The sequence below is a fragment of the Pseudomonas sp. BF-R-30 genome (genome assembly GCF_019956175.1).
Classification (GTDB): domain Bacteria; phylum Pseudomonadota; class Gammaproteobacteria; order Pseudomonadales; family Pseudomonadaceae; genus Aquipseudomonas; species Aquipseudomonas jessenii.
Genome location: NZ_JAHBDE010000003.1, coordinates 168,094 through 188,798, shown reverse-complemented (window position 1 = coordinate 188,798; position 20,705 = coordinate 168,094). Strand labels below are relative to the sequence as shown.

The window sequence follows — 20,705 nt, the reverse complement described above, 5'->3', positions numbered from 1 at the left end:
TGGGAGCGGGCTTGCTCGCGAAGACGGCGGCACATCCAACATCGATGTGACTGACGCGCCGCCTTCGCGAGCAAGCCCGCTCCCACAGGTCTTTTTTTGGCCTTAGGTCCTGTTGCAACGCTGGTCAAGCACGCAAGAGCCCCTATAATCGCGCCGTTTTCGTCTACCCTCACGAAGCGTCGTGCAGCAATCAGCTTGTGCGGGGCGCATCGACATTTTTCCGCTATTGAACCGGAGAACTTCCATGCTCAAACGTACCCTGGCATTGGCCGTCGGCCTGTCCCTATCCTTTTCCGCCCTGCTGGCACAGGCCGCCGATACCCTCAAGGTCAGCGCCATTCCTGATGAAGCCCCCACCGAATTGCTGCGCAAGTTCAAGCCCCTGGGCGAGTATCTGGAGAAGCAACTGGGCATGAAGGTCGAGTTCGTGCCGGTGTCCGACTACCCGGCGGTGGTCGAGGCTCTGGCCACAGACCGCATCGACATGGCCTGGCTGGGCGGCTTCACCTTCGTGCAGGCGCGACTGAAAACCGGCAATGCCATTCCACTGGTCCAGCGTGAGCAGGACGCCCAGTTCACCAGCAAATTCATCACCGCCGACCCGGCCGTCAAGTCGCTGGCCGACCTCAAGGGCAAGTCCTTTGCCTTCGGTTCGGTCTCATCGACGTCGGGCAGTCTGATGCCGCGTTACTTCATGCTGCAGGACGGCATCAAGCCGGAAACCTATTTCAGTCGCGTCGGTTACTCGGGCGCCCACGACGCCACGGTCGCCTGGGTTCAGGCTGGCAAAGTGGACGCCGGCGTACTCAATGCCAGCGTCTGGGAAAAACTGGTCAAGGCCGGCAAGGTCGATACCGACAAGGTCAAGGTCTTCGCCACCACACCGGCCTACTTCGACTACAACTGGACCGTGCGCGGCACCCTCGACCCGGCCCTGGCTGGCAAAATCAAGGCGGCATTCCTCGCGCTCGACCCGGCCAACCCGGAGCAAAAAGCGATTCTGGACCTGCAAGCCGCCAGCCGCTTCATCGAGACCAAGCCTGAGAACTACAAGGGCATCGAGGAAGCCGCGCGCGCTGCCGACCTGCTGAAATGACCTTGCACCTGAACCGGGTCAGCATCACCCACGGTAACGGCGTGCGTGCGCTGCATGAGGTCGACCTGCACATCGGCGCCGGTGAGCAAGTCGCAATCATCGGCCCGTCCGGTGCCGGCAAGTCGAGCCTGCTCAACGTGCTGGCCACCGCCCTGCGCCCGGACAACGGCGCGGTCGAGGTACTCGGCGAACACGCCTGGCAGCTCGGCGCGCGTCGGCGTCAGCAGTTGCGGGCGCGCATCGGACTGGTGCATCAGGCACCACCCCTGCCCCCCCGGCAACGGGTGGTCACGGCGGTGCTGGCCGGAAAGCTGGGGCAATGGGGTTTTGCCAAAAGCCTGTTGAGCCTGCTGCATCCGGTGGATGTTCCAGGCGCACGGGCGGCACTGCTCAAGCTGGACCTGGGTGACAAGCTGTTCGCCCAGTGCCAGCAATTGTCCGGCGGCCAACTGCAGCGCGTGGGCATTGCCCGGGTGCTGTACCAGGCGCCCGAAGTGCTGCTGGCCGATGAGCCGGTGTCGGCGATGGACCCTGTGCTGGCCGGGCACACCCTGTCAGTTCTCTGCCGACACGCCCGGGAACACCAGGTGACACTGGTCGCCAGCCTGCATGCGGTGGAACTGGCCCTGGCGCACTTCTCGCGCATCATCGGATTGCGTGAAGGGCAGATCCTGTTCGATCTTCCCGCCAGCGACGTCGACCATGATTTGCTCGACAAGCTCTACGCCAACGAGCAACTGCAATCGCCGCCCGTTCCGGTGGCGCCCTTGAGCCTGCAGATTCCACGATGCTGACCCGCGATACACGAGACCCGGCCACCCTGCCCCGCCTGCTGCTCAGTCTGTTGGCGCTTGCCCTGTTGTGGCCCGGTATTCATTTCAGCGAACTGGACCTGGGTGTGCTGCTCCAGGCTGACAGCCAGAGCGAGATGGGCCGGTTTGTCTCGGCCTTCTGGCCACCGGCCCATGGCGAAGAGTTCCTCCAGTTGCTGTGGCAAGCCACGTTGCAAACCCTGGCCATCGCCACCGCCGGCATGGCCCTGGCCTTGCTATTGGCCATCCCCGCCAGCCTGCTGGCCAGCCGGGCGCTCTCGTTGTCGGCGGCTTCGCGCAGCGGTCGCCCGAGTGCCTTGGGCCGGTTGTTACGCTGGCCGGTGCGCGGGTTGCTGATTTTCCTGCGCAGCGTGCCGGAAATCGTCTGGGCCTTGCTGTTCGTGCGCGCCGTCGGCCTTGGCCCGACGGCCGGGGTGCTGGCCATTGCCATCACCTACAGCGGCATGCTGGGCAAGGTCTACGCGGAGATTTTCGAATCGGTGGACCAGCGTCCCGCCCACTCGCTGCTGCAAGCCGGCAGTGGCCGGTTGGCGGCGTTCTGCTACGGCATCCTGCCCAATGTCGCGGCGGAGCTGCTGTCGTACACGGTGTATCGCTGGGAATGCGCGATCCGCGCGTCGGTGGTGATGGGCTTCGTCGGCGCCGGCGGGCTGGGCCAGCAGATCGACCTGTCGTTGCGCATGTTCGCCGGCGGTGAAGTGGCGAGCATGTTGCTGACCTTTTTCGTCCTGGTGCTGTTCGCCGATCAGATCAGCCGCCTGTTGCGCTGGAGGTTCGCATGAATCGCCTTTTCAACCTGCTACTGATCCTCTGTATCTGCGCGGCGGTCGTGGCCTCGTTCAGCTACCTGAGCATCGACCTCGGCGAACTGACGGGCAGCGGTAACCTGAAGCAGATGGGCGCCTACGTGCTGCGTTTTCTCAGCCCGGACCTGAGCACCGGCCATCTGCAAGCCATCGGCCGTGGCGCCGTGGAAACCATGGCCATGTCGGCCCTCGGCACCCTGCTCGCGGCGGTATTCGGCCTGGTCCTGGCTTTGCCGGCGGCCGGTCGTTTCGGTTGGCCGTTGCAGAGTGCGTCGCGCCTTGTGCTTAACGCCCTGCGCGCCATTCCCGAACTGGTGTGGGCCGCGCTGATGGTGCTGGCAGCCGGACTCGGCCCCAACGCCGGGACCCTGGCATTGGCCATGCACACCACCGGGGTGCTGGGTCGATTGTTCGCCGAAGCGCTGGAAAACACCCCGCCGCAACCCGCCGAAGCCATCCGTCTGCAGGGCGGCAACGTCGTCTGGGCCTTCTGTTATGGCACCCTGCCCAACCTGTTTCCACAGCTGCTGGCGTACATCCTGTACCGCTGGGAAAACAACATCCGCATGGCCAGCGTGCTGGGTTTTGTCGGTGCCGGCGGTTTGGGGCAGATGCTCTATGTCAGCCTCAGCCTGTTCCAGGAGGCCCAGGCTAGTACTGTGATCCTGGCGATGTTGGTGCTGGTGTTTGCGGTTGATGGGTTGAGTAGTTGGAGTCGGCAGCGTTGGGTTAAGGCGTGATGGGGGATTGCATGGATTTGCTCACCTGATTGCATTCGAGCTGAGCAGGCATTTGTATGGAGTTGACTACCACGTTTTATGGCTATGATCGGCAGAAAACGACCGATTCTGTTGAAAAAATCGACCATGGTTTCCACGACAGAAAAGTACGCGCTTGAGATTGAAATCTTTACTTTTTGAACAGAGGATTCCGGGTTCAGATTTCGCATGGCGGCGCGCGAAAAAGGCGTTTTCAGTGGTCAGTTTGCGAGCAGTCTGGAAGAACCGACTTTTTCAACAGAATCGGCCGTTTGCTGCCTGTCGCGAAGGGTGGCAGCCGACCCAGAGCTGCCATTCCTAATGTGGACGTAGAGTCCATCAGGGCGACTGAGTCAATCAGAAACTGGGGCGGTCCCCCGTCTGGATTAACGGGCGCTCACTTAATTCCGACCCTATCCTGCAATGTCGCTTTCACGTCACTACTCATTTGTGGTTACCCCTGGGGGGTAATTACATGTCGCTCTACCGCGCTCCATACTCTGGCCAGCCCTGGCGGGTTGGGCCCTTACTTAACTGTGCAAGGAACAGAGATGAAGATTGAATTGGTGCAACTGGCTGGCCGTGACGGCGATGTCGTTCACAACCTCGGGCGTACCTTGGAGGCCATCGCTACCTGCGCGGCTGACACGGATCTGTTGATTTTCCCGGAAACCCACCTGACGGGATTTGTCGATGCCGAGCAATTGGCGAGTGTTGCCGAACCCTTGGATGGCCCCACCTTGCAGGCCATCGAGCAGCTGGTGCGCAAGCGTAATGTCTCGGTCGTCGTCGGCATTGCGGAGAATGATGATGGCATCTTTTACAACACCTCAGTGCTGGTGACTCCCGAAGGTATCGCCTTGCGCTACCGCAAGACCCACCTGTGGCCATCGGAGCGTGGTCTGTTCCAGCCGGGTGACCGCTATGTCACGACACTGTGGAAGGGCCTGCGTGTAGGCATCCTGATTTGCTACGACATCGAACTCCCGGAAAGTGCCCGTGCCCTTGGGCAGCTCGGCGCCGAGTTGATACTGGTCACTAACGGCAACATGGATCCCTACGGCCCGGTCCATCGCACGGCAATCATGGCTCGCGCCCAGGAAAACCAAGCGTTTGCTGTCATGGTGAATCGGGTGGGAGAAGGAGATGACGGCCTGGTGTTTGCAGGGGGCAGCGCAGTGGTCAATCCGCTCGGACAAATAATGTTTGAGGCCGGCCGCGAGGAGTGTCAGCAGGTGGTCACGCTTGATCTTGATCTGCTCAAGGATTCCCGTCGGGATTACGACTATCTCAACGACCGTCGCCTGCATCTGACAGGTGAGCAACTTGAGCATACGGACGGTCGTCGCGAGCTGCTGATTCCTTGAGTCGCTCGAATTCTTTTCCCCCGTAATACGTTATTGATCTTGCCGATGTCGGCCCTGCCATATAAATCTAACAATCAGCAGGCGCAGCGCTGTTTTTTTTAAACAGCGCTACCGCTCCGGAGTCTCCAGATGAACCCGAAAGTCGGTTTACAGCTAGTCCTTGCCTCACTGTTGAGTACAAGCATCCTCTGTACTGAGGCTTCTGAGCCCAAGATGAATATCTACAGCTGGTACGACTTTATCGCACCGGATGCGACGAAAAATTTTCACGAAGAAACCGGCATCAAAGCGACGTATGACTCATTCGATAACGCCGATGTCATGCAAAGTAAACTCATGGCCGGCCGCAGCGGCTATGACGTGGTAATTGCTACCGATGGGCTATTGCCAAACCTGATAAAGGCCGGTGTCCTCAAGGAAATAGACCGGGCGCAATTGTCCAATTATCACCATCTCAACCCGGATATCCTTGCCAAGTTGCAAGCTAACGATCCAGGCAATCGATACGCCGTTCCGTATATGTGGGCTACCACCGGGATTGGTTATGATGCGAACAAGGTCAAGTCGATTCTTGGTCCGGATGCTCCGGTCAATTCATGGGACCTGATTTTAAAGGAGGAGAACCTCGCCAAGTTAAGCCAATGCGGCGTGGCCATGCTGGACGCACCGGGCGAGATTTTTCCGATAGTACTGCATTACCTTGGGCTGCCTTATAACAGTCAGAATCCTGAGGACTTCCGCAAAGCTGAGGCGCTGTTGCTGAAGCTGCGCCCGTACATCCGTTACTTCGACTCATCTAAATTCAGCGCTGACTTGGCCAATGGCGACGTCTGTGTTGTGCTCGGCTGGGCTGGCGGAGTTTTCGGGGCACAAGAGAGTTCCAGACTTGCTGGCAACGGTCGCAAGATCATCTATAGCATTCCTCGCGAAGGTGCCCCGGTTTGGGTGGAAAACCTTGTGCTGCTTAACGATTCCCCGAATCCAGCGGAGGGAATGGCCTTCATCAATTACATGCTTCGCCCTGAGGTCATCGCTAAGTCCTCCAACTATTTGGCATATCCGAACGCCAACAAGGACGCCACCGCGCTGGTCGAGGAGAATATTCGCAATAACCCTGACGTTTATCCGTCGAAGCAGGTTTTGGATACTCTGTTCCCGCTGGAGCCGATATCGCTGAAAATGGAGCGTGTACGTACCCGTCTCTGGAGCAAGATCAGGACTGGCAGTTGATCGTACCTGCAGAAGGACGATTAGGGGCCATTGCTCGCACTGCCCTGGAGATCCACAGTGACTGCTTATGGCCGACTTCTGCCTTCCTCGACCGGCTGAAATCGACCCGACATTCGGAATAAAAAAATAGATCAGTCCCCTTTCCCGGTCCCCTTTCCCCTGTCCCCTTCTGGTTTCACTGCTACCACAAAGCTCCAGCCAGGCCCCAGGTCCAGACGCGAGCGACTCGGCATGCTCACGCCATCCCCGGCGTGAGCATGCGCCGATCACTCAGGTAAAGGCGAAGTCCGCCTCGGTGATCGCGGCCTGTGGGACGCCGGTCAAGGTGATGCTTCCCACATCCGGCTGGCCAGTGACGGTAATGAATGCCTCACCGAACTGTTCTCCAATATCGAGACTCGCGAAGGTGAAACCGCTATTGCTCAGGTCGATCAGGTCAGTGCCGTCCTCGAAGTCGAAGATGGTGTCCGCTCCCCACACCGCACCGAACTGGAACTTGTCCGCACCGAGGCTCGGCTCGAAGAAGACGTCACCAACCATGAAGTCGTCGACACTGCTGCCCACCAATACGTCGGCGCCTACGCCGCCTTCCATGACGGCGCCGCTGGCGCCCGCGGTCAGGGTGTCGTTGCCGGCGTCACCGTCGAGGTTGGACTGGAAGCCGAAGGGGTCGTCGCCCCCAAACAGCTGGTCGTCGCCATCGCCGCCACTGGCATTGGCGAATTCCTGGACGATCAGGGTGTCGTTGCCGGAACCGCCGAGCAGCTCGTCGAAGCCCAAGCCGCTATCGATGACGTCGTCACCGCTGCCGCCGTCGAGGAAGTCGGCTCCTTCCAGGCCGAAGATCTGGTCATTACCGCCCAGGCCGAAGATGCGATCGTCGCCATCGGTGCCGGTGAGCACATCATTCCCCTCGGTGCCAGCGGTGACGAGGCTCGTGTTACGACCGAAGTCGCCCGCCGTCAGGTTGTGCGTGCCCTGCAGGCGCAGGGTGAAGTCGAGGCTGTCGAGCACACCGTCGTCGTTTTCGTCAGCGATCAGCCAGGTGTTGCCAGGGCGCAGGCTGTAGAACAGGTCGGTCACGCCGTTGCCACCGCCCACCAGTACGGCGCCCAGTTGCGGGTTGACATTGACCTGGCCGCGGAAGAAGAACTCATTGTTGAGTTCCAGGGTGTCGCCGCCCACGACGCCAGCGCCCTGGAAGTCGACCAGGGTGTCGAAGGTGGCGAAGGGCGAGCTGGGGTTGAAGCCGGTGAAGAACTCGAATTCGTCGTCGCCGGCGCCACCGGTGAGACTGTCCTGGCCACCTTCACCCATGATCAGATCGTTGCCGGCGCCGCCATTGAGCATGTCGTTGCCGGGGCCGGCGAACAGTTCGTCGTTGCCGTCTTCGCCGAAGATTTGGTCATTGCCGTCGCCGCCGAAGAAGTCGTCGTTGCCCACGCCGCCATTGAGGACGTCGTTGCCGTCGTCGCCGTCGAGGGTGTCGTTGCCTTCGCCGCCATTGACGACGTCGTTGCCAGCGCCGCCGGACAGGGTGGTGTCGTTGCCGGCGCCACCGTTGATGATGTCGTTGCCCTCATTACCGGTCAGAAGGTCGCGGTCGGCGCCACCATTGATAATGTCATTGCCGGTGCCGCCGGAGATCCGGTCGATGCCCGCGTCACCGTTCAGAGTATCGTTACCGTCGCCGCCATTGATGATGTCGTTGCCGCCATTGCCGTTGATCACATCGCCGCCGCCCAGGCCGAAGATGGTGTCGGGATCGTTGGTGCCATTGATCACGTCGCCGCCTTCAGTGCCGCGCAGGACGAAGGCGGTGGTGCCGAAGTCGCTCCTGTCCAGGTTGTGGACGCCGTCCAGCTGCACAGCGAAGTCAGTGGCGTCGAAGATGCCGTTGTCGTTGGAGTCGGCGAACAGCAGGGTGCTGGCGGCACCGAGGGCGAAGAAGACTTCGGTGAAGCCGTTATTGCCGAAACCGAGGCTGGTTCCCACCGTGGGTACGTCGTTGCGGACGCCCTGGAAGACCAGGCGGTTGGGGAAGCTGGAGAGCCGCAGGATGTCGCCGCCGACCTGACCTGCACCTTCGAAGTCGGTGACGCGGTCCTGGCTCAGGGAGCTGGACTCGTTACCGGTTTCCACGGTCCAGAAGTAGCTGTCGATGCCGGCACCGCCGGTGAGGATATCGGCGCCTGATCCGCCGTCGAGAGTGTCGTTGTCGTTGCCTCCGAGAAGTGTGTCGTTGCCGAGGTCGCCGAAGAGGTCATCGTTGCCGTCACCGCCGTCGACATTGTCGTTGCCGCCAAGGGCAAACACGCTGTCGTTGCCGGCCAGGCCGGTTATTTGGTCGTCTTCCTCGGTGCCGAGCAGAAAGTCATCACCCAGGGTGCCAGGGATAGTAGCCATGGTTCTACCCTCCGTTGATGGAGATGGTAAGCGTGAACTGCGTTACAGCGGGTTGAGGCTAGTTAGACAACTCCAAGGGATCGCAAGTGCGCCACTTTGACCTGACCGTTTATCGCGAATGCAGCCGCGTGTTGATGAGCCCTGTAGCATTCGCCAACCCTCCACCCTGCCACATGGCTAGCTCCAGAGTTCCAGGGCAGGAGGGGTTGAAAAGCGGTCATTGCCCGCTGAAGTAATGAAATATTGAGAAACACATAAGTCTTCCTTGAGTGAACTTTCACAAAGTTCTCCCATACAGTACTGCCCACGCAAAAAAACCCTTCCTGCGATTCAACACAGGAAGGGTTTTTTGTTTGCGGCCGATCAGTCTTTAGCCTGGCTCAACTTGGTGAACAACTCGGTCGGTACTTTCTTGCCATTGGAGATGTACTGGTTGGTGCGGAACTTGTACACCTCACCTTCGGACAGGAAACCATCACCGTTGGTGTCCATCGCCTTGAATTCCTCAGTGCCCTTGGGCGCCACCGCCAGCAGTTCCTTGAGCGACACGCGACCGTCATCATCGGTATCGGTGCGCGCGAACGAAGCATCGCCGCACTTGCCTTCACCGCACTTGCCCTCGGCCTGGGTCTTTTGCGCGCCGGCTTCGCTGGCACCGCACTTGCCTTCGCCACACTTGCCTTCGCTGGTCTTCTCCGCGGAAGCCAGTTGATAGCCCTGAGGCAAGGCTTCAGCGGAAAACGCAGTGGAAGCGAAGTTGATACCGCCGACCAGTGCAACAGCGAGCAGGCCAATACGGGTTTTGTTCGACTGGATACGAGACATGTTGATACTCCGGATCATTTGCGCGGCTGGACCACTATTGGTCGTGCCACAAGGGTTGATAAACCTGGTTGCGAGCTGCGTTGTGCCTCTCGCTTTGGCAGGTCCATTTGGCCCCGGTGGTGTATCCCGGCTGTATCCGTGGGGAGCTGGTTTTGTATGGCTGTACGAAGATGTGGCGCCCTGATACACGGCGATACAACAAAAGCCTCAAGCTTCTAGAGTTCATTGACGACCTAGACCTTACAACTCAAGGAGCGTTAAGCATGAACGGCAAACGTATAGCAGCGGGATTGAGTCTTTTGTTCGCACTCAGTGGTGCGTGCCTGGCGGCGCCGGGCACCATCAGGTTTCAAGGCAGCATTGTGGAGCCGGGCTGTCAGTCACGCGTGGGTACGCACGGCACATTCGGACTTTACCAATGCCCGGCCCAGAGTCGCGCGATGGGGATTGAAGCAAACACCATCGCGCCAACCGCCAGTGTGAGCGCTGTCGGTCAATCCAGCGTCAACGTCAAACTGCTCGCTGACAGTGGTCGGGAAGGTCGCTATTTCGATCAGCAGTATGTGTTGGTGGATGATGCAGGCTCCCCTGTCCGCTCGGGGAGCTACCTGATTACCCTCAGCATTCCCTGACAACTGAGCCGGGCTGATGTTGGCTGAGGCTTACACTGAACCTGTGGCGAGGGGGCTTGCCCCCGCTCGGCGGCGAAGCCGTCGCAAAACCTGCCTGCACTATCTGACTGAAGAAAAGCGGGGGCCGCTTCGCAGCCCAACGGGGCGGTGCGGCGTTCCGACAAGCCCCCTCGCCACAAATGTCATGACACTACAATTGCGAAGGTGAGGCTTAGTTCGGGTCCAGCAACCCGCCGCTCCAGTTGCGCGACACCCGGCTGCCGGTGAATTTCGCCACCCCCATGCCCTGGGGTATCAGGCGGTCGCGATAGCGCGTCACCAGGCGCCCCGCTTGCTCGGCGTGCAGTACCACTTCGGAAGATGGGTCGCCCGGGGTCCTGAGAATCCGTGCAAAGCGCTGCCCTTCTTCGACGAAATCCCCCAGCTCTTTTTCGAAGATCAGCACCCCGGGTTGCGGGGCGAGGATGGTTTCCATGTGGCCCATTTCCACGGCTTCGACGGGCCATTCTGCAGGCGCCACTGACTCATCGATGACACCGCAACCGCACAGCCAGTTGTACAGCCCTGCGGCATCCTGTTCGGCAAAACGGTCGCTGACATCGCCCTGCCCGCGCAGCTCCAGGGTCGCAGCCATCCGCCCCGCTGTGACTCCGTCGCGTATCCACGGGGCAATGATGGTTTCCTCGAAGGAGCCATCGCCGCCGTCATCCCAGATGATCGCCACGTCCATCTTCATCGCCGCCGCCAGTTCGCGGCCACGGGGCCAGAAACTGCGGTGCACGTACAGGTACGGTAGCGCCTCGTCATCGGTGTGCAGGTCAAGCATCACATCGGCCGGGGCGGCCAGTTGCACCAGTTTCTTTTGCCATTGCTGAACGCAGGTCGAAGGTCGCGCCATGGCCGCCGACTGGTCGAACGAGCGATTGAAGTTATGCCCGGTGGCGTCGTGATAACGGCCAAGGATCCGCCCCTGGCGAAACTGCCCGATGCCCAGCGGATTGGCCTGCGGCACCACGGTGATGTTGCCTTTGAGCCGGCCCTGGGTTTCGGCGGTGTGCAGTCGTTGCATCAGCAGGTGCAGGACCAGCATCCCGGCGATTTCATCGGCGTGTACGCCGGCTTGCAGGTGCACGTTTGGCCCGCTGCCGTCGCCTGCATAACGCCAGGCACCGACCCGCACGGCATCGCCATTGTTGTTGCGAACACTGAACGAAATATCCTGCGGCATTGGCTTTCCTCCCGTCATGAATGCTGAAAAACATGGTATCGCTGCTGTAGCTGGTGATTGAACAGACGTTCAACTAAGCTCGGAATCGTGGAACCTCACCCAAGGACACCCCTGTGACAACCGATGCCCCGAAAAACCGCCGCGCCGAACCCGATGACCGTCGCGAAATGCTGGTGGCCGCCACTCTGCGTTGCCTGGGCCGCGACGGTCACGCCGGGATTTCCGTACGGCGCATTGCCACCGAAGCTGGCGTGTCCGTGGGGTTGCTCAACCACCATTTCGGCAGCATCGAGGCACTGATCGCCGACACCTATCAACGGCTCGCGAACGAACTGACCACCGCCCTGCTCCAGGAAATCGAGCAGGCCCAGACACCCGCGCAAAAGATCGATGCCTTCCTGGAAGGCTCGTTCTCGCCCCGGGTCATGGACCCGCAACTGCTCGGCGTGTGGGTGGTGTTCTGGAGCCTGATCCGTCACTCCGAACACGTCAGCCAGTCCCACGAAAAAAGTTACCGCGCCTACCTCGACCTGATCCGCCAGTTGCTCGACGGGCTGGCCGCCAGCGAAGGCTTCGTGATTCACGACACCCGCCTGGCCGCCATCGGCTTATCGGCGATGCTCGACGGTCTCTGGCTCGAGTGGTGCCTGAACCCCGAGACCTTCAGCGCCGCCAACGGACTCCACATCTGCCGTTGCTGGATAAAGGGGCTGCGTCACGGAGCATTCAGCACCGACGACATCCTGTGAAGAATGCCGGCCGAAGATCATCGCCAGGGTGCCACTGACGGCGATCAGCCCGGCGCCGATCATCAGCGACATGTCCATCAGCGTGCCCCAGACCAGGCTCGACAGCGCAAACGCCCAGATCAGCCCGGTGTATTCGAACGGCGCAAGCAAGGTTGCGGTGGCGCGGCGGAAACTGGCGAACAACAGAAACTGGCCGATGCCGCCCACCAGGCCGGCGCCGAGCATGCCCAGCCAGGCGGGCGTCGGTGATGGCGTGTGGGTCCACGGCAGGGCAACCGCCATGCAAATCACGAACACCACGTTGGTGATCAGCATCTGCTCCAGCACTGAGGTCTGCTCATCCACCTGACGCAACTGGATATAGGTGAACGCCCAGCACATCGCCGCCAGCAGGGTCAGGACGATCGGCAACGGATCGGTCATGTTGTCGGGGCGACAGGCAATGACCACCCCGACAAAACCGATGATCAGGCTGAACCACTGCCAACCGCTGGCGCGCTCCTTGAGGATCACCGCCGCCAGCACCGTGACCATGATCGGCGCGGAAAAATACAGGGTGGTCATCTCGGCCAGGGTCAGGTCCCGGGCCGCCGTGTAGTACAGCACCCAGGCGACGATCGACAGCAAACCGCGCACCACCAGCAAGCGCCGGCTCGGTGAACGCCACGCCCGCTGGATCAGGCGCAGGCGCCCCGCCAACAATACCGCGGCGACCACCACCAGGCTGCGCCAGAACAGGATGGTCACCACCGAATAGTCGGCCACCAGCCATTTGATGACCGCGTCCTGCAAGGCCAGGAACGCGTAGCCCAGGGTGCACAGGCCAATGCCCTGCAGCGAACGGTCAACCGTTGGCGAACTCATCAGACTGACCTGCGCACGGGCGTCCCGCGCCGTTCGGCAAAGGCAAACAGCGCTTCGATCAGGAACGTCAGGCAGACGTAGACGGCGGCCACCAGCAACAAGGGTTCGTACACCTGCAGGGTCTGCGCGCGGACCACGTTGGCGGCGCCGAGCAGGTCGATCACGGCGATGGTCGAGGCCAGTGCCGTGGACTTGAGCAGCATCACGGTTTCCCCGGCCAGGGTCGGCAACAGCAGGCGCAGGGCTCGGGGCAAGCGCACTCGCAACAACGACTGGCGCGCCGTCATGCCAAAGGCCGACGCGGCTTCCATCTCACCCTTGGGCACCGCCAGCAGGCCACCGCGAATCACTTCGCCGACATAGGCCCCCATCGACACCACCAGGGCGAACACGATGTACCAGTAGCCATCACGCAGGTACGGCCAGAGAAAGCTGCCACGAATCAGCGGGAACTGGGCAAACAGGCTGCCCAGCCCGTAGTAGTAGATGTAGATCTGGATCAGCAACGGCGTGCCGCGCGTCACGCTGGTGTAGAACAGGCTGACCTTGGCGATCACCTTGTTTTTCGAGATCCGTGCCAGCGCCACCAGCACCGCCAGCAGGTAACCGAACACACTCGATACCAACAGAATGACGAGGGTGGTTTGCAGCCCCCGGCCCAACAGTGCCGCGTATTCAACTATCCACGCTGGAATCATCTCAATCACTCAGCCAAAGGCATCCAGCGACGAATACGTCGCTCAAGCCGACCCGACAGATAGTTCGACGCCAGCGTCACCGCGTAATACAACGCGGCAGCCGTGAGGTAGAACAACAGATAGTGGCGCGTCGACCCCGCGCCTTGCTTGGCGGTGTACAGCAACTCGTTGGTGCCGACCACGCTGATCAGCGCACTGTCCTTGATCAGGTTGATCCACAGGTTGGCCATCCCGGCCATCGCATACGGCGCCATGATCGGCAGCGTGACTCGACGGAACAGCCCAAAACCGTTGAGGCCGAACGCCTTGGCCGCTTCGATCTGGCCGAAGGGAATCGCCTGGATCGCCGCGCGGAAAATCTCCGAGGCATAGGCGCCCTGCACCAGCCCCAGCACCACGATGGCCGCCAGCGGGCCGCTGACATTGACCACGCCGTAGCCGAGCCGGGTCATCAGCGAATTGAGGAGCATGGAGCCGACGTAGTACAGCAGCAGAATCAACAGCAATTCCGGAACCGCCCGGAACAACGTGGTGTAGCCGCGCATCAGCGCTGCAATCGGCTTCGGCGCGCCGAGCTTGAGACACGCCACCACCAGTCCGATAGCCAGCCCGAGGACAAAGGCCCCGGCGGAAATCTGCAGGGTCATCCAGAGCCCCTTCAACAGCGCACTGCCCCATCCCTGCTCAGTGAAATTGATCAGATCGAACATTGCCGGCATTTCGTTCTCCAGTCAGTGACCTCGATAGCGCCACTTAACCCATGTGGGAGCGGGCTTGCTCGCGAAGGCGGTGTGTCAGTCGACATCATTGCTGAATGTGATGCCGTCTTCGCGAGCAAGCCCGCTCCCACAGGGGGTCTGCGTTTAACCAGCCGTCAGAACGCAGGCTTCACGCTGGTGCCGAAGTAGCTCTGGGACAGGTCGTCGTAGTCCTTGCTCGCCAGCAGCTCCTGGATGGCCTTGTCCAGTTTGGCCTTGAGTTCGGTGTCGTCCTTGCGCAGGCCGGCACCCACGCCTTTGCCGAAGATCGGGTCATAAGGCACGGTGCCGAGGTAGGCCAGGTCCTTGGCATCCGGGGTCTTGATGAATGCGGCCATGGCAGTGCCGTCGGCCATCATCAGGTCGATGCGCCCGGCAATCAGGTCGGCGTTGGCCGAGTCCTGGGTGTCGTAGTACTTAACGTCGGCAATTTTTTCGTAGTAGGTCTTCAGGTAGCTGGCGCTCACGGTCGAGTTCTGCACGCCGATGATCTTGCCCTTGAGGTCATCCGGGTACTTCTTCACCGACGCCTCTTTCGGGCCGACGACGGCAATCGCCGAATCGTAGTAGGCCTTGCTGAAGGCGATCTGTTTTTCCCGTTCTTCGGTCACCGACATCGAGGAAAAAATCACGTCGATCTTCTTCGCCAGCAACGACGGAATGATGCCGTCCCACGCCACTTCCTTGATTTCGCAATCGGCTTTCATTTCGCTGCACAGCTTGTGGATCAGATCGACTTCAAAGCCCTTCCACTCACCATTGGCCTGTTTTTCGGTGTATGGCGGATAGGGTTCGGCTGCCACCGCGAACCTGATCGGTTGCGCTTGGGCCGCGCTCATGCCGGCCAGCAATACGCAGGCCGCACCGGTCAACCAGTTTGCAAAACGTCGATTTCCCATGTTGTTTTCCCGTCTTTTTATGATGAGTTAGCGAGTCTGATGAGCGTTGACGAATTGTCGGCAACGCTCGCTGCGTGGGTGTACGAACACTTCGTCCGGCGAACCGGTTTCCTCGATCAGCCCTTGGTGCAAAAAGGCGACTTTGGAAGAGACATCGCGTGCGAAAGCCATTTCATGAGTCACCAGGATCATGGTCCGGCCTTCTTCGGCGAGGGAGCGGATCACCCGCAGCACTTCCCCGACCAGTTCCGGGTCGAGTGCCGAGGTGGGTTCATCGAACAGCATGACCTTGGGCCGCATGGCCAGGGCCCGGGCGATGGCCACCCGTTGTTGCTGTCCCCCGGAGAGAAACGCCGGGTACTCGTTGCGCTTGGCCGCCAGCCCGACGCGTTCGAGCAGGGCTTCGGCCCGTTCAGTGGCCTCCGCACGGCTTTCACGCAGGACCTGGGTCGGCGCTTCGATGAGGTTTTCCAGCACCGTGCGATGGGGCCAGAGGTTGAAGTTCTGGAACACCATGCCCAGGCTGGAACGGATGCGCACAAGCTGTTTGGCGTCCGACACCAGCGGTGCGCCGGGGCGATTCTGGTTAAGGTGAATGCTTTCGCCGTCGACCAGGATGCGTCCCTGGTCCGGCACTTCGAGCATGTTGATGCAGCGCAGCAAGGTACTTTTGCCCGAGCCGCTGGCACCGATCAGGGAGATCACTTCGCCCTCGCGGGCGGTCAGGGAAACACCCTTGAGCACTTCGATATTGCCGAAGCGTTTGTGCAGGCCATCGACCTCGATCATGGTCCTGGCCGCGGCCGGTTCGACGGTCGCGGTGCTGGTCACCGTGCCGATCACCGGCCTGGGCGCTTCACCATTGAGTACCTGGACAAAGCCGCGAATACGCTGGCAGGCCTGGGCCAGTCGCTCGTCACTCAGGGTGAACGACAGCCGTACAAACCCTTGGGCCGGCTCACCGAATGCCGCGGCATCCAGCACCGAGACACCGGCTTCGCGCAGCAGGCGCCAGGCGAACTCCAGCGAGGTCAGGCCGGTGCCGCGCACATCCACCAGCACGAACATGCCGGCATCGGGGTTGAGCACGCTGATGCCCGGGCAATCGGCCAGGCCGGACACCACCAGATCGCGGCGCCGACGATAGATCTCGCGCATGCCGTGGGTGACTTCGTCATGGGACTGCACGGCCTTGAGCGCCGCTTCCATGACAAACCCGGGCAAGCCGTACAGCATGCTCAACACCAGGGTTTCGACATGGTTGACCAGGGCTTGATTGGCCACGACCCAGCCGATGCGCCAACCGGTCATGGCATGGGATTTGGACAGGCTGCCAATCACCACGCAGCGCTCGGCCATGCCCGGCAGCGCCGCCAGACTTTGGTGTTCACGCTCATAGGCGAGGCTCTCGTAGACCTCGTCCACCACCACCCACAGGTCATGGGCAATGGCGAGGTCGGCGATGGCTTGCAGTTCTTCACGACCCAGCACCACGCCGGTGGGGTTGTTCGGGTTGGAGAAGAAAATCGCCCGGGTACGCGGGGTAATGGCCTTGGCCAACACGGCGGCATCGAGGCGGAAACCCGAGTCCGCCGCACAGGGCACCCGCACCAGCGTGGCGCCGGACGCCTTGAGGGTCGCTTCGTAGGTGACGTACATCGGATCGAAGGCAATCACTTCGTCGCCGGCACCGAGCAGGCACATCGAGGTGGCGAACAAGGCGTTCTGCGCACCTGCCGTGAGAATGACGTTGGTCGCCTGCAGTTCGCGGTCGATCAATTGGCTGTAGCGGCCGGCAATGGCCTCGCGCAGGGCCTGTCGACCGGCGATTTCGGTGTAGTGGGTATCCCCTTCGCGCAGGGCGTGGATGGCGGCATCGGTAATGAAATCGGGAGTGGGGAAATCCGGGTCGCCGACGCTTAGGATGATCACGTCCTCGCCATTGCGCTGCGCAGCGTTGGCCGCGTAGTGGATATCCCAGGCAGCAACGCCTTGGCCACTGATCCGTTCAACAAAGGGTGAAAACCGCATGCCAGTGCCTCGTTCGAATTGAAGAAACGCAAGCCCGCAACCAGCCGGGGGAAGGTGGCCCTCAACATAGTCCAGACTGAACACTCGTTCAACAGAAAACTCGCGAGGCTTCGCGTTCAGCGCAAACAGGTCGTTTTCACGACAGTCGCGCCGTTTTTCAGCACGGCGCGATCAGGCGACGTGAAACGATTTTGCTGACTGCGCCAATCACCAGGGCGACGAGGATCAGCCCGGCGGCGACCACGAACGTCAACCGCATTCCCTGTGCGATGGCTTCGGGTTGCGCTTGCAAAACATCGTTGCTGGCCGAACCGAAGGCGAACACTGCGCCCATCAGGCTAGCGCCGGTGATCAAGCCAAGATTGCGCGACAACCCGAGCAAACCGGACACCACGCCACGCTGCGGCGTCGCAATATTCGACATGACGGCGGTATTGTTGGCCGCCTGGAACAGCGCGTAACCGGCGGTAATGACCACCAGTGGCACGATGTAGCCGAACGCACCGAAGCCCGTTGGCACGGCGGGCAGGATGCAAGCGCCGGTCAACATGGCAATCAATCCGAGCATGCTGGATCGATGCGCGCCCAATCCGTCGACCCATCGACCCGCCGGAACCCCGGCCAATGCGGCGACCAGCGGCCCCGCCGACATCACCAGGCCAACGCTCGCTGCATTCAACGCCAGTGCGCCGGAGAGATAAAACGGCCCCACCACCAGGGTGGTCATGACCACGGTCGTCACCAGCACGCTCATGGCGAAACCTGCACTCAGCTGCGGATTGCGGAATATCGTCAGTCGAACCAGCGGTGACTCGGCTGTGCGCTCGACGAACACAAACACGCCCGCCCCGACCATCGCCACCAGCAACAGTGCCGTGTTCAGCGGACCAAAACCGCCACGCCCGAGGGTCATCGCCAGCGCATAGGCCAGCAGTGTCAAGACCAGTACCAAGGTGCCGAGGACATCGAAACCCGCTCGATCCGCCCTTTTCTCACGGCAATCTTTCGGTAAAAAACGATGCGCGAGCCCAATCGCCAAAACACCCAACGGCACATTGACCAGAAAAATCGCCTGCCACCCCAGATTGGCAATCAAGAAACCGCCGAGGGTCGGGCCGAGCGACGTGCCAATCGCCGACATGGTGCCGAGCAGGCCCATCGCACTGCCCAGTTTTGCCTTGGGCACCGCCTCGCTCACCAGCGCCATGGTCAACGCCATCATGATGGCCGCGCCGATGCCCTGTAAGGCCCTTGCGGCAATCAGCAACCACAGACTGGCCGCCAGGGCGCACAGGAACGAGGCGACGGTGAACACCGCAATGCCGATCAGCAGCAATCGCCGACGGCCAATGATGTCGCCGAGCCGGCCGACACTGACGATCAGCGCCGTGATCGCCAGCAGGTAAGCGAGCACCACCCATTGCACTTGCTGGAAGGAGGCCGAGAACGCTGCGGCCAGTGTCGGTAAACCCACGTTGGCAATGCTGGCGCCCAGGGACGACAGCAACATGGATAACGACAGGCTGGCCAAGGCACCCCGAATCGATATGGACTTCATTTTCTCGCGACTCCGCAAATAGGTTGTCTCGAGCCTAAGCCCGCACCTAACATGGCGGAAGACGCAGCATTTGCACTTTATACGTGCATACAACGCCACACTCAAAAATGTGGTAGCGAGCCCTGTGGCGAGGGGGCTTGCCCCCGTTTGAGTGCGTAGCACTCACAAGATCTTTGGTGCATCAGAGATTTTGGGGCTGCTTCGCAACCCAACGGGGGCAAGCCCCCTCGCCACAGGGCTCGCTCCCACAGGAATTGATTCGATGCCAGACCTGAATCTGCTGATCACCCTGAACGTGTTGCTCGAAGAAGGCAGCGTGGCCCGCGCTGCGCAGCGTTTGCGCCTGAGCCCCTCAGCCATGAGCCGGGCGCTGGCGCGGTTGCGCGAAACCACGGGTGATCCGCTGCTGGTGCGGGCCGGTCGCGGACTGGTTCCCACGCCCCGGGCGCTGGAGCTGCGTGAACGCGTCGGCGCACTCGTGCAGGATGCCGAAGCCGTCCTGCGCCCCGCCGAGGCACTGGACCTCAATCAACTGGCGCGCACCTTCACCCTGCGCACCAGCGATGGCTTCGTGGAAAATTTCGGACCACCACTGATCGCCCGCCTCCACCAGGAAGCACCCGGTGTCCGCCTGAATTTCGTGCAGAAGCTGAACAAGGACAGCACCCTGCTGCGCGACGGCTCGGTGGACCTGGAAACCGGTGTGATCGGCGAATCGACCAGCCCGGAAGTGCGGACCCGGATGCTGTTTCGCGACCGGTTCATTGGCGTGGTGCGCAAGGGTCATCCACTGGCTCGAGGCGAGATGACAGCGGTTCGTTATGCCGCCGCCCGGCACATCCTGGTCTCGCGTCGGGGCCACGAAAAAGGCGTCATGGACGATGCCTTGAATGAGCTGGGACTGACGCGCGACATCGCCACCATTGTCGCTGGCTTCTCTTCGGCGATTGCTTTGGCGCGGGCTTCGGACCTGGTCGCCAGCGTACCGCAGCGGCACGTCGGCAACCTGTGCCAGGGAATGCATTGCTTTGCCCTGCCGTTCCCCACGCCGGCGATCACGGTTTCGATGCTGTGGCACCCGCGCATGGACGCCGACCCGGCCCATCGCTGGCTACGCGGGTGCGTGTGGGAGGTTTGCAGTCAATAACACCACCGGGAAACTGAGTGTGGAACGCCAAGCTTGACCGCCACACCCTCCCCAGTCGGAGGCATTCAAGTGGTTTGTATCGAACTGTACTTCCCCCCGGCCACCTTACACAGCGATACAAATCCGCCAGGTTCAGGACATATGTGCAGTACATGGAAATGAAAAAGTGTGGCGCATCGGAAAGCGCAGGTTTTCCGAGCATTCCAGCGACCCACTGACAGGAAAAACCACCATGATCAATGCAATCGATACCGTGCTGTACACCGGCAAGACCCACACCACCGGCGGCCGCGACGGTCAGGCGCGCAGCACCGACGGACGTCTGGACATCAAGCTTTCGCCTCCCGGCTCTTCAGGTGCTGGCACCAATCCTGAGCAACTGCTGGCGGCGGGTTGGTCGGCTTGTTTCATCGGGGCGATGGGCAAGGCATCCGTCGCGCTGAAAGTGGCCTTGCCGAACGACGTTGCGGTGGATGCCGAAATCGATCTGGGCAAGTCCGAAAACGCTTTCTTCCTTCAAGCCCGTCTGAATGTCAGCCTGCCGGGCCTGGACCCGACCATCGCACGCAAGGTGGTGGAAATGGCGCATCAGACTTGCCCGTACTCCAAAGCGACCCGCGGCAACATCGACGTCGAAATCAATCTGGTTTGACCGATGCGGAAAAGCCTGGCCTGACGTCTTGATACCGGTCAGGCCAGGCTTTTTGAACACCGCAATTGCTGTAGGTGTAGGAGCGAGCTCGCGATGGTCTCAAGAGCGCCGCGCATAGCCAGCAAGCGCGCGTTTTCGTTAACGACCATCGCGAGCAAGCTCGCTCCT

At 61.1% G+C, this 20,705-nt stretch carries 18 protein-coding genes and 1 pseudogene; 10 read left to right on the top strand and 9 right to left on the bottom strand.

What is annotated here, in order from left to right; all coding sequences use genetic code 11:
* Positions 1-244 precede the first annotated feature (244 nt).
* The 6 genes from KGB20_RS02525 to KGB20_RS02500 all read left to right on the top strand — a co-directional run bounded on the left by KGB20_RS02525 (position 245) and on the right by KGB20_RS02500 (position 6,090).
* Positions 245-1,096 (top strand): putative selenate ABC transporter substrate-binding protein, encoded by an 852-nt coding sequence (locus KGB20_RS02525; RefSeq protein WP_102671911.1) that lies wholly within the window; start codon positions 245-247, stop codon positions 1,094-1,096.
* The gene (locus KGB20_RS02520) at positions 1,093-1,890 is read left to right on the top strand and encodes a phosphonate ABC transporter ATP-binding protein (RefSeq protein WP_154947372.1); all 798 of its coding nucleotides are present in this window, start codon (positions 1,093-1,095) and stop codon (positions 1,888-1,890) included. Before KGB20_RS02525 ends, KGB20_RS02520 begins: the two co-directional genes overlap by 4 nt.
* A complete protein-coding gene (locus KGB20_RS02515) occupies positions 1,884-2,711 on the top strand; it encodes a PhnE/PtxC family ABC transporter permease (protein ID WP_223532002.1) in 828 nt (275 codons plus the stop codon). The genes KGB20_RS02520 and KGB20_RS02515 overlap by 7 nt, the downstream gene beginning before the upstream one ends.
* Entirely contained in the window at positions 2,708-3,475 is a 768-nt protein-coding gene (phnE, locus tag KGB20_RS02510; RefSeq protein WP_154862022.1) for a phosphonate ABC transporter, permease protein PhnE, read from the top strand. Before KGB20_RS02515 ends, phnE begins: the two co-directional genes overlap by 4 nt.
* Positions 3,476-4,044: 569 nt before the next feature.
* Positions 4,045-4,860 (top strand): carbon-nitrogen hydrolase family protein, encoded by an 816-nt coding sequence (locus KGB20_RS02505; RefSeq protein WP_223532000.1) that lies wholly within the window; start codon positions 4,045-4,047, stop codon positions 4,858-4,860.
* Positions 4,861-4,989: 129 nt separating this feature from the next.
* Positions 4,990-6,090: a polyamine ABC transporter substrate-binding protein gene (locus tag KGB20_RS02500; RefSeq protein WP_223531998.1), complete on the top strand. Its 1,101-nt coding sequence runs from the start codon at positions 4,990-4,992 to the stop codon at positions 6,088-6,090.
* A 270-nt stretch (positions 6,091-6,360) separates the two neighbouring features.
* Here the strand turns inward: KGB20_RS02500 and KGB20_RS02495 are convergent, their stop codons facing one another.
* Together KGB20_RS02495 and KGB20_RS02490 are read right to left on the bottom strand one after the other, a co-directional pair.
* Positions 6,361-8,496: a calcium-binding protein gene (locus tag KGB20_RS02495; RefSeq protein ID WP_154862024.1), complete on the bottom strand. Its 2,136-nt coding sequence runs from the start codon at positions 8,494-8,496 to the stop codon at positions 6,361-6,363.
* A 363-nt stretch (positions 8,497-8,859) separates the two neighbouring features.
* Positions 8,860-9,321 carry a hypothetical protein gene (locus KGB20_RS02490; protein ID WP_154862025.1) on the bottom strand — a complete coding sequence of 154 codons (462 nt, stop codon included), beginning with the start codon at positions 9,319-9,321 and terminating at the stop codon, positions 8,860-8,862.
* 263 nt (positions 9,322-9,584) lie between these two features.
* On the opposite strand from KGB20_RS02490, the gene KGB20_RS02485 reads away from it, so the two are divergent.
* The gene (locus tag KGB20_RS02485; protein WP_223531996.1) at positions 9,585-9,953 is read left to right on the top strand and encodes a type 1 fimbrial protein; all 369 of its coding nucleotides are present in this window, start codon (positions 9,585-9,587) and stop codon (positions 9,951-9,953) included.
* Between the two features lie 211 nt (positions 9,954-10,164).
* Here KGB20_RS02485 and KGB20_RS02480 read toward each other — a convergent pair whose 3' ends face one another.
* Complete coding sequence (locus tag KGB20_RS02480) at positions 10,165-11,181, bottom strand: succinylglutamate desuccinylase/aspartoacylase family protein (protein WP_223531994.1); 1,017 nt, start codon at positions 11,179-11,181, stop codon at positions 10,165-10,167.
* A 167-nt stretch (positions 11,182-11,348) separates the two neighbouring features.
* On the opposite strand from KGB20_RS02480, the pseudogene KGB20_RS02475 reads away from it, so the two are divergent.
* Positions 11,349-11,834: pseudogene (locus tag KGB20_RS02475) on the top strand (TetR family transcriptional regulator C-terminal domain-containing protein); the annotation flags it as partial.
* On the opposite strand, the gene KGB20_RS02470 reads toward KGB20_RS02475, so the two are convergent.
* The 6 genes from KGB20_RS02470 to KGB20_RS02440 all read right to left on the bottom strand — a co-directional run bounded on the left by KGB20_RS02470 (position 11,790) and on the right by KGB20_RS02440 (position 18,756).
* Positions 11,790-12,794: a DMT family transporter gene (locus KGB20_RS02470; protein ID WP_154862029.1), complete on the bottom strand. Its 1,005-nt coding sequence runs from the start codon at positions 12,792-12,794 to the stop codon at positions 11,790-11,792. The pseudogene KGB20_RS02475 and the gene KGB20_RS02470 sit on opposite strands and share 45 nt — an antisense overlap.
* Positions 12,794-13,492: an ABC transporter permease subunit gene (locus KGB20_RS02465; RefSeq protein WP_150814383.1), complete on the bottom strand. Its 699-nt coding sequence runs from the start codon at positions 13,490-13,492 to the stop codon at positions 12,794-12,796. The genes KGB20_RS02470 and KGB20_RS02465 overlap by 1 nt, the downstream gene beginning before the upstream one ends.
* Before the next feature lie 5 nt (positions 13,493-13,497).
* Positions 13,498-14,211: an ABC transporter permease gene (locus KGB20_RS02460; RefSeq protein ID WP_057396652.1), complete on the bottom strand. Its 714-nt coding sequence runs from the start codon at positions 14,209-14,211 to the stop codon at positions 13,498-13,500.
* Between the two features lie 155 nt (positions 14,212-14,366).
* Positions 14,367-15,149 (bottom strand): transporter substrate-binding domain-containing protein, encoded by a 783-nt coding sequence (locus KGB20_RS02455; protein ID WP_090456270.1) that lies wholly within the window; start codon positions 15,147-15,149, stop codon positions 14,367-14,369.
* Between the two features lie 27 nt (positions 15,150-15,176).
* Entirely contained in the window at positions 15,177-17,180 is a 2,004-nt protein-coding gene (locus KGB20_RS29085) for an aminotransferase class I/II-fold pyridoxal phosphate-dependent enzyme (protein WP_317850881.1), read from the bottom strand.
* A 157-nt stretch (positions 17,181-17,337) separates the two neighbouring features.
* Positions 17,338-18,756 (bottom strand): MFS transporter, encoded by a 1,419-nt coding sequence (locus KGB20_RS02440; RefSeq protein ID WP_411740884.1) that lies wholly within the window; start codon positions 18,754-18,756, stop codon positions 17,338-17,340.
* Between the two features lie 244 nt (positions 18,757-19,000).
* On the opposite strand from KGB20_RS02440, the gene KGB20_RS02435 reads away from it, so the two are divergent.
* Both KGB20_RS02435 and KGB20_RS02430 read left to right on the top strand, forming a co-directional pair.
* Positions 19,001-19,885, top strand: a complete 885-nt coding sequence (locus KGB20_RS02435; RefSeq protein WP_223531991.1) for a LysR family transcriptional regulator — start codon at positions 19,001-19,003, stop codon at positions 19,883-19,885.
* A gap of 232 nt (positions 19,886-20,117) precedes the next feature.
* Positions 20,118-20,537, top strand: coding sequence for an organic hydroperoxide resistance protein (locus tag KGB20_RS02430; protein ID WP_090456278.1), 420 nt, complete (start codon positions 20,118-20,120; stop codon positions 20,535-20,537).
* Positions 20,538-20,705: the final 168 nt, after the last annotated feature.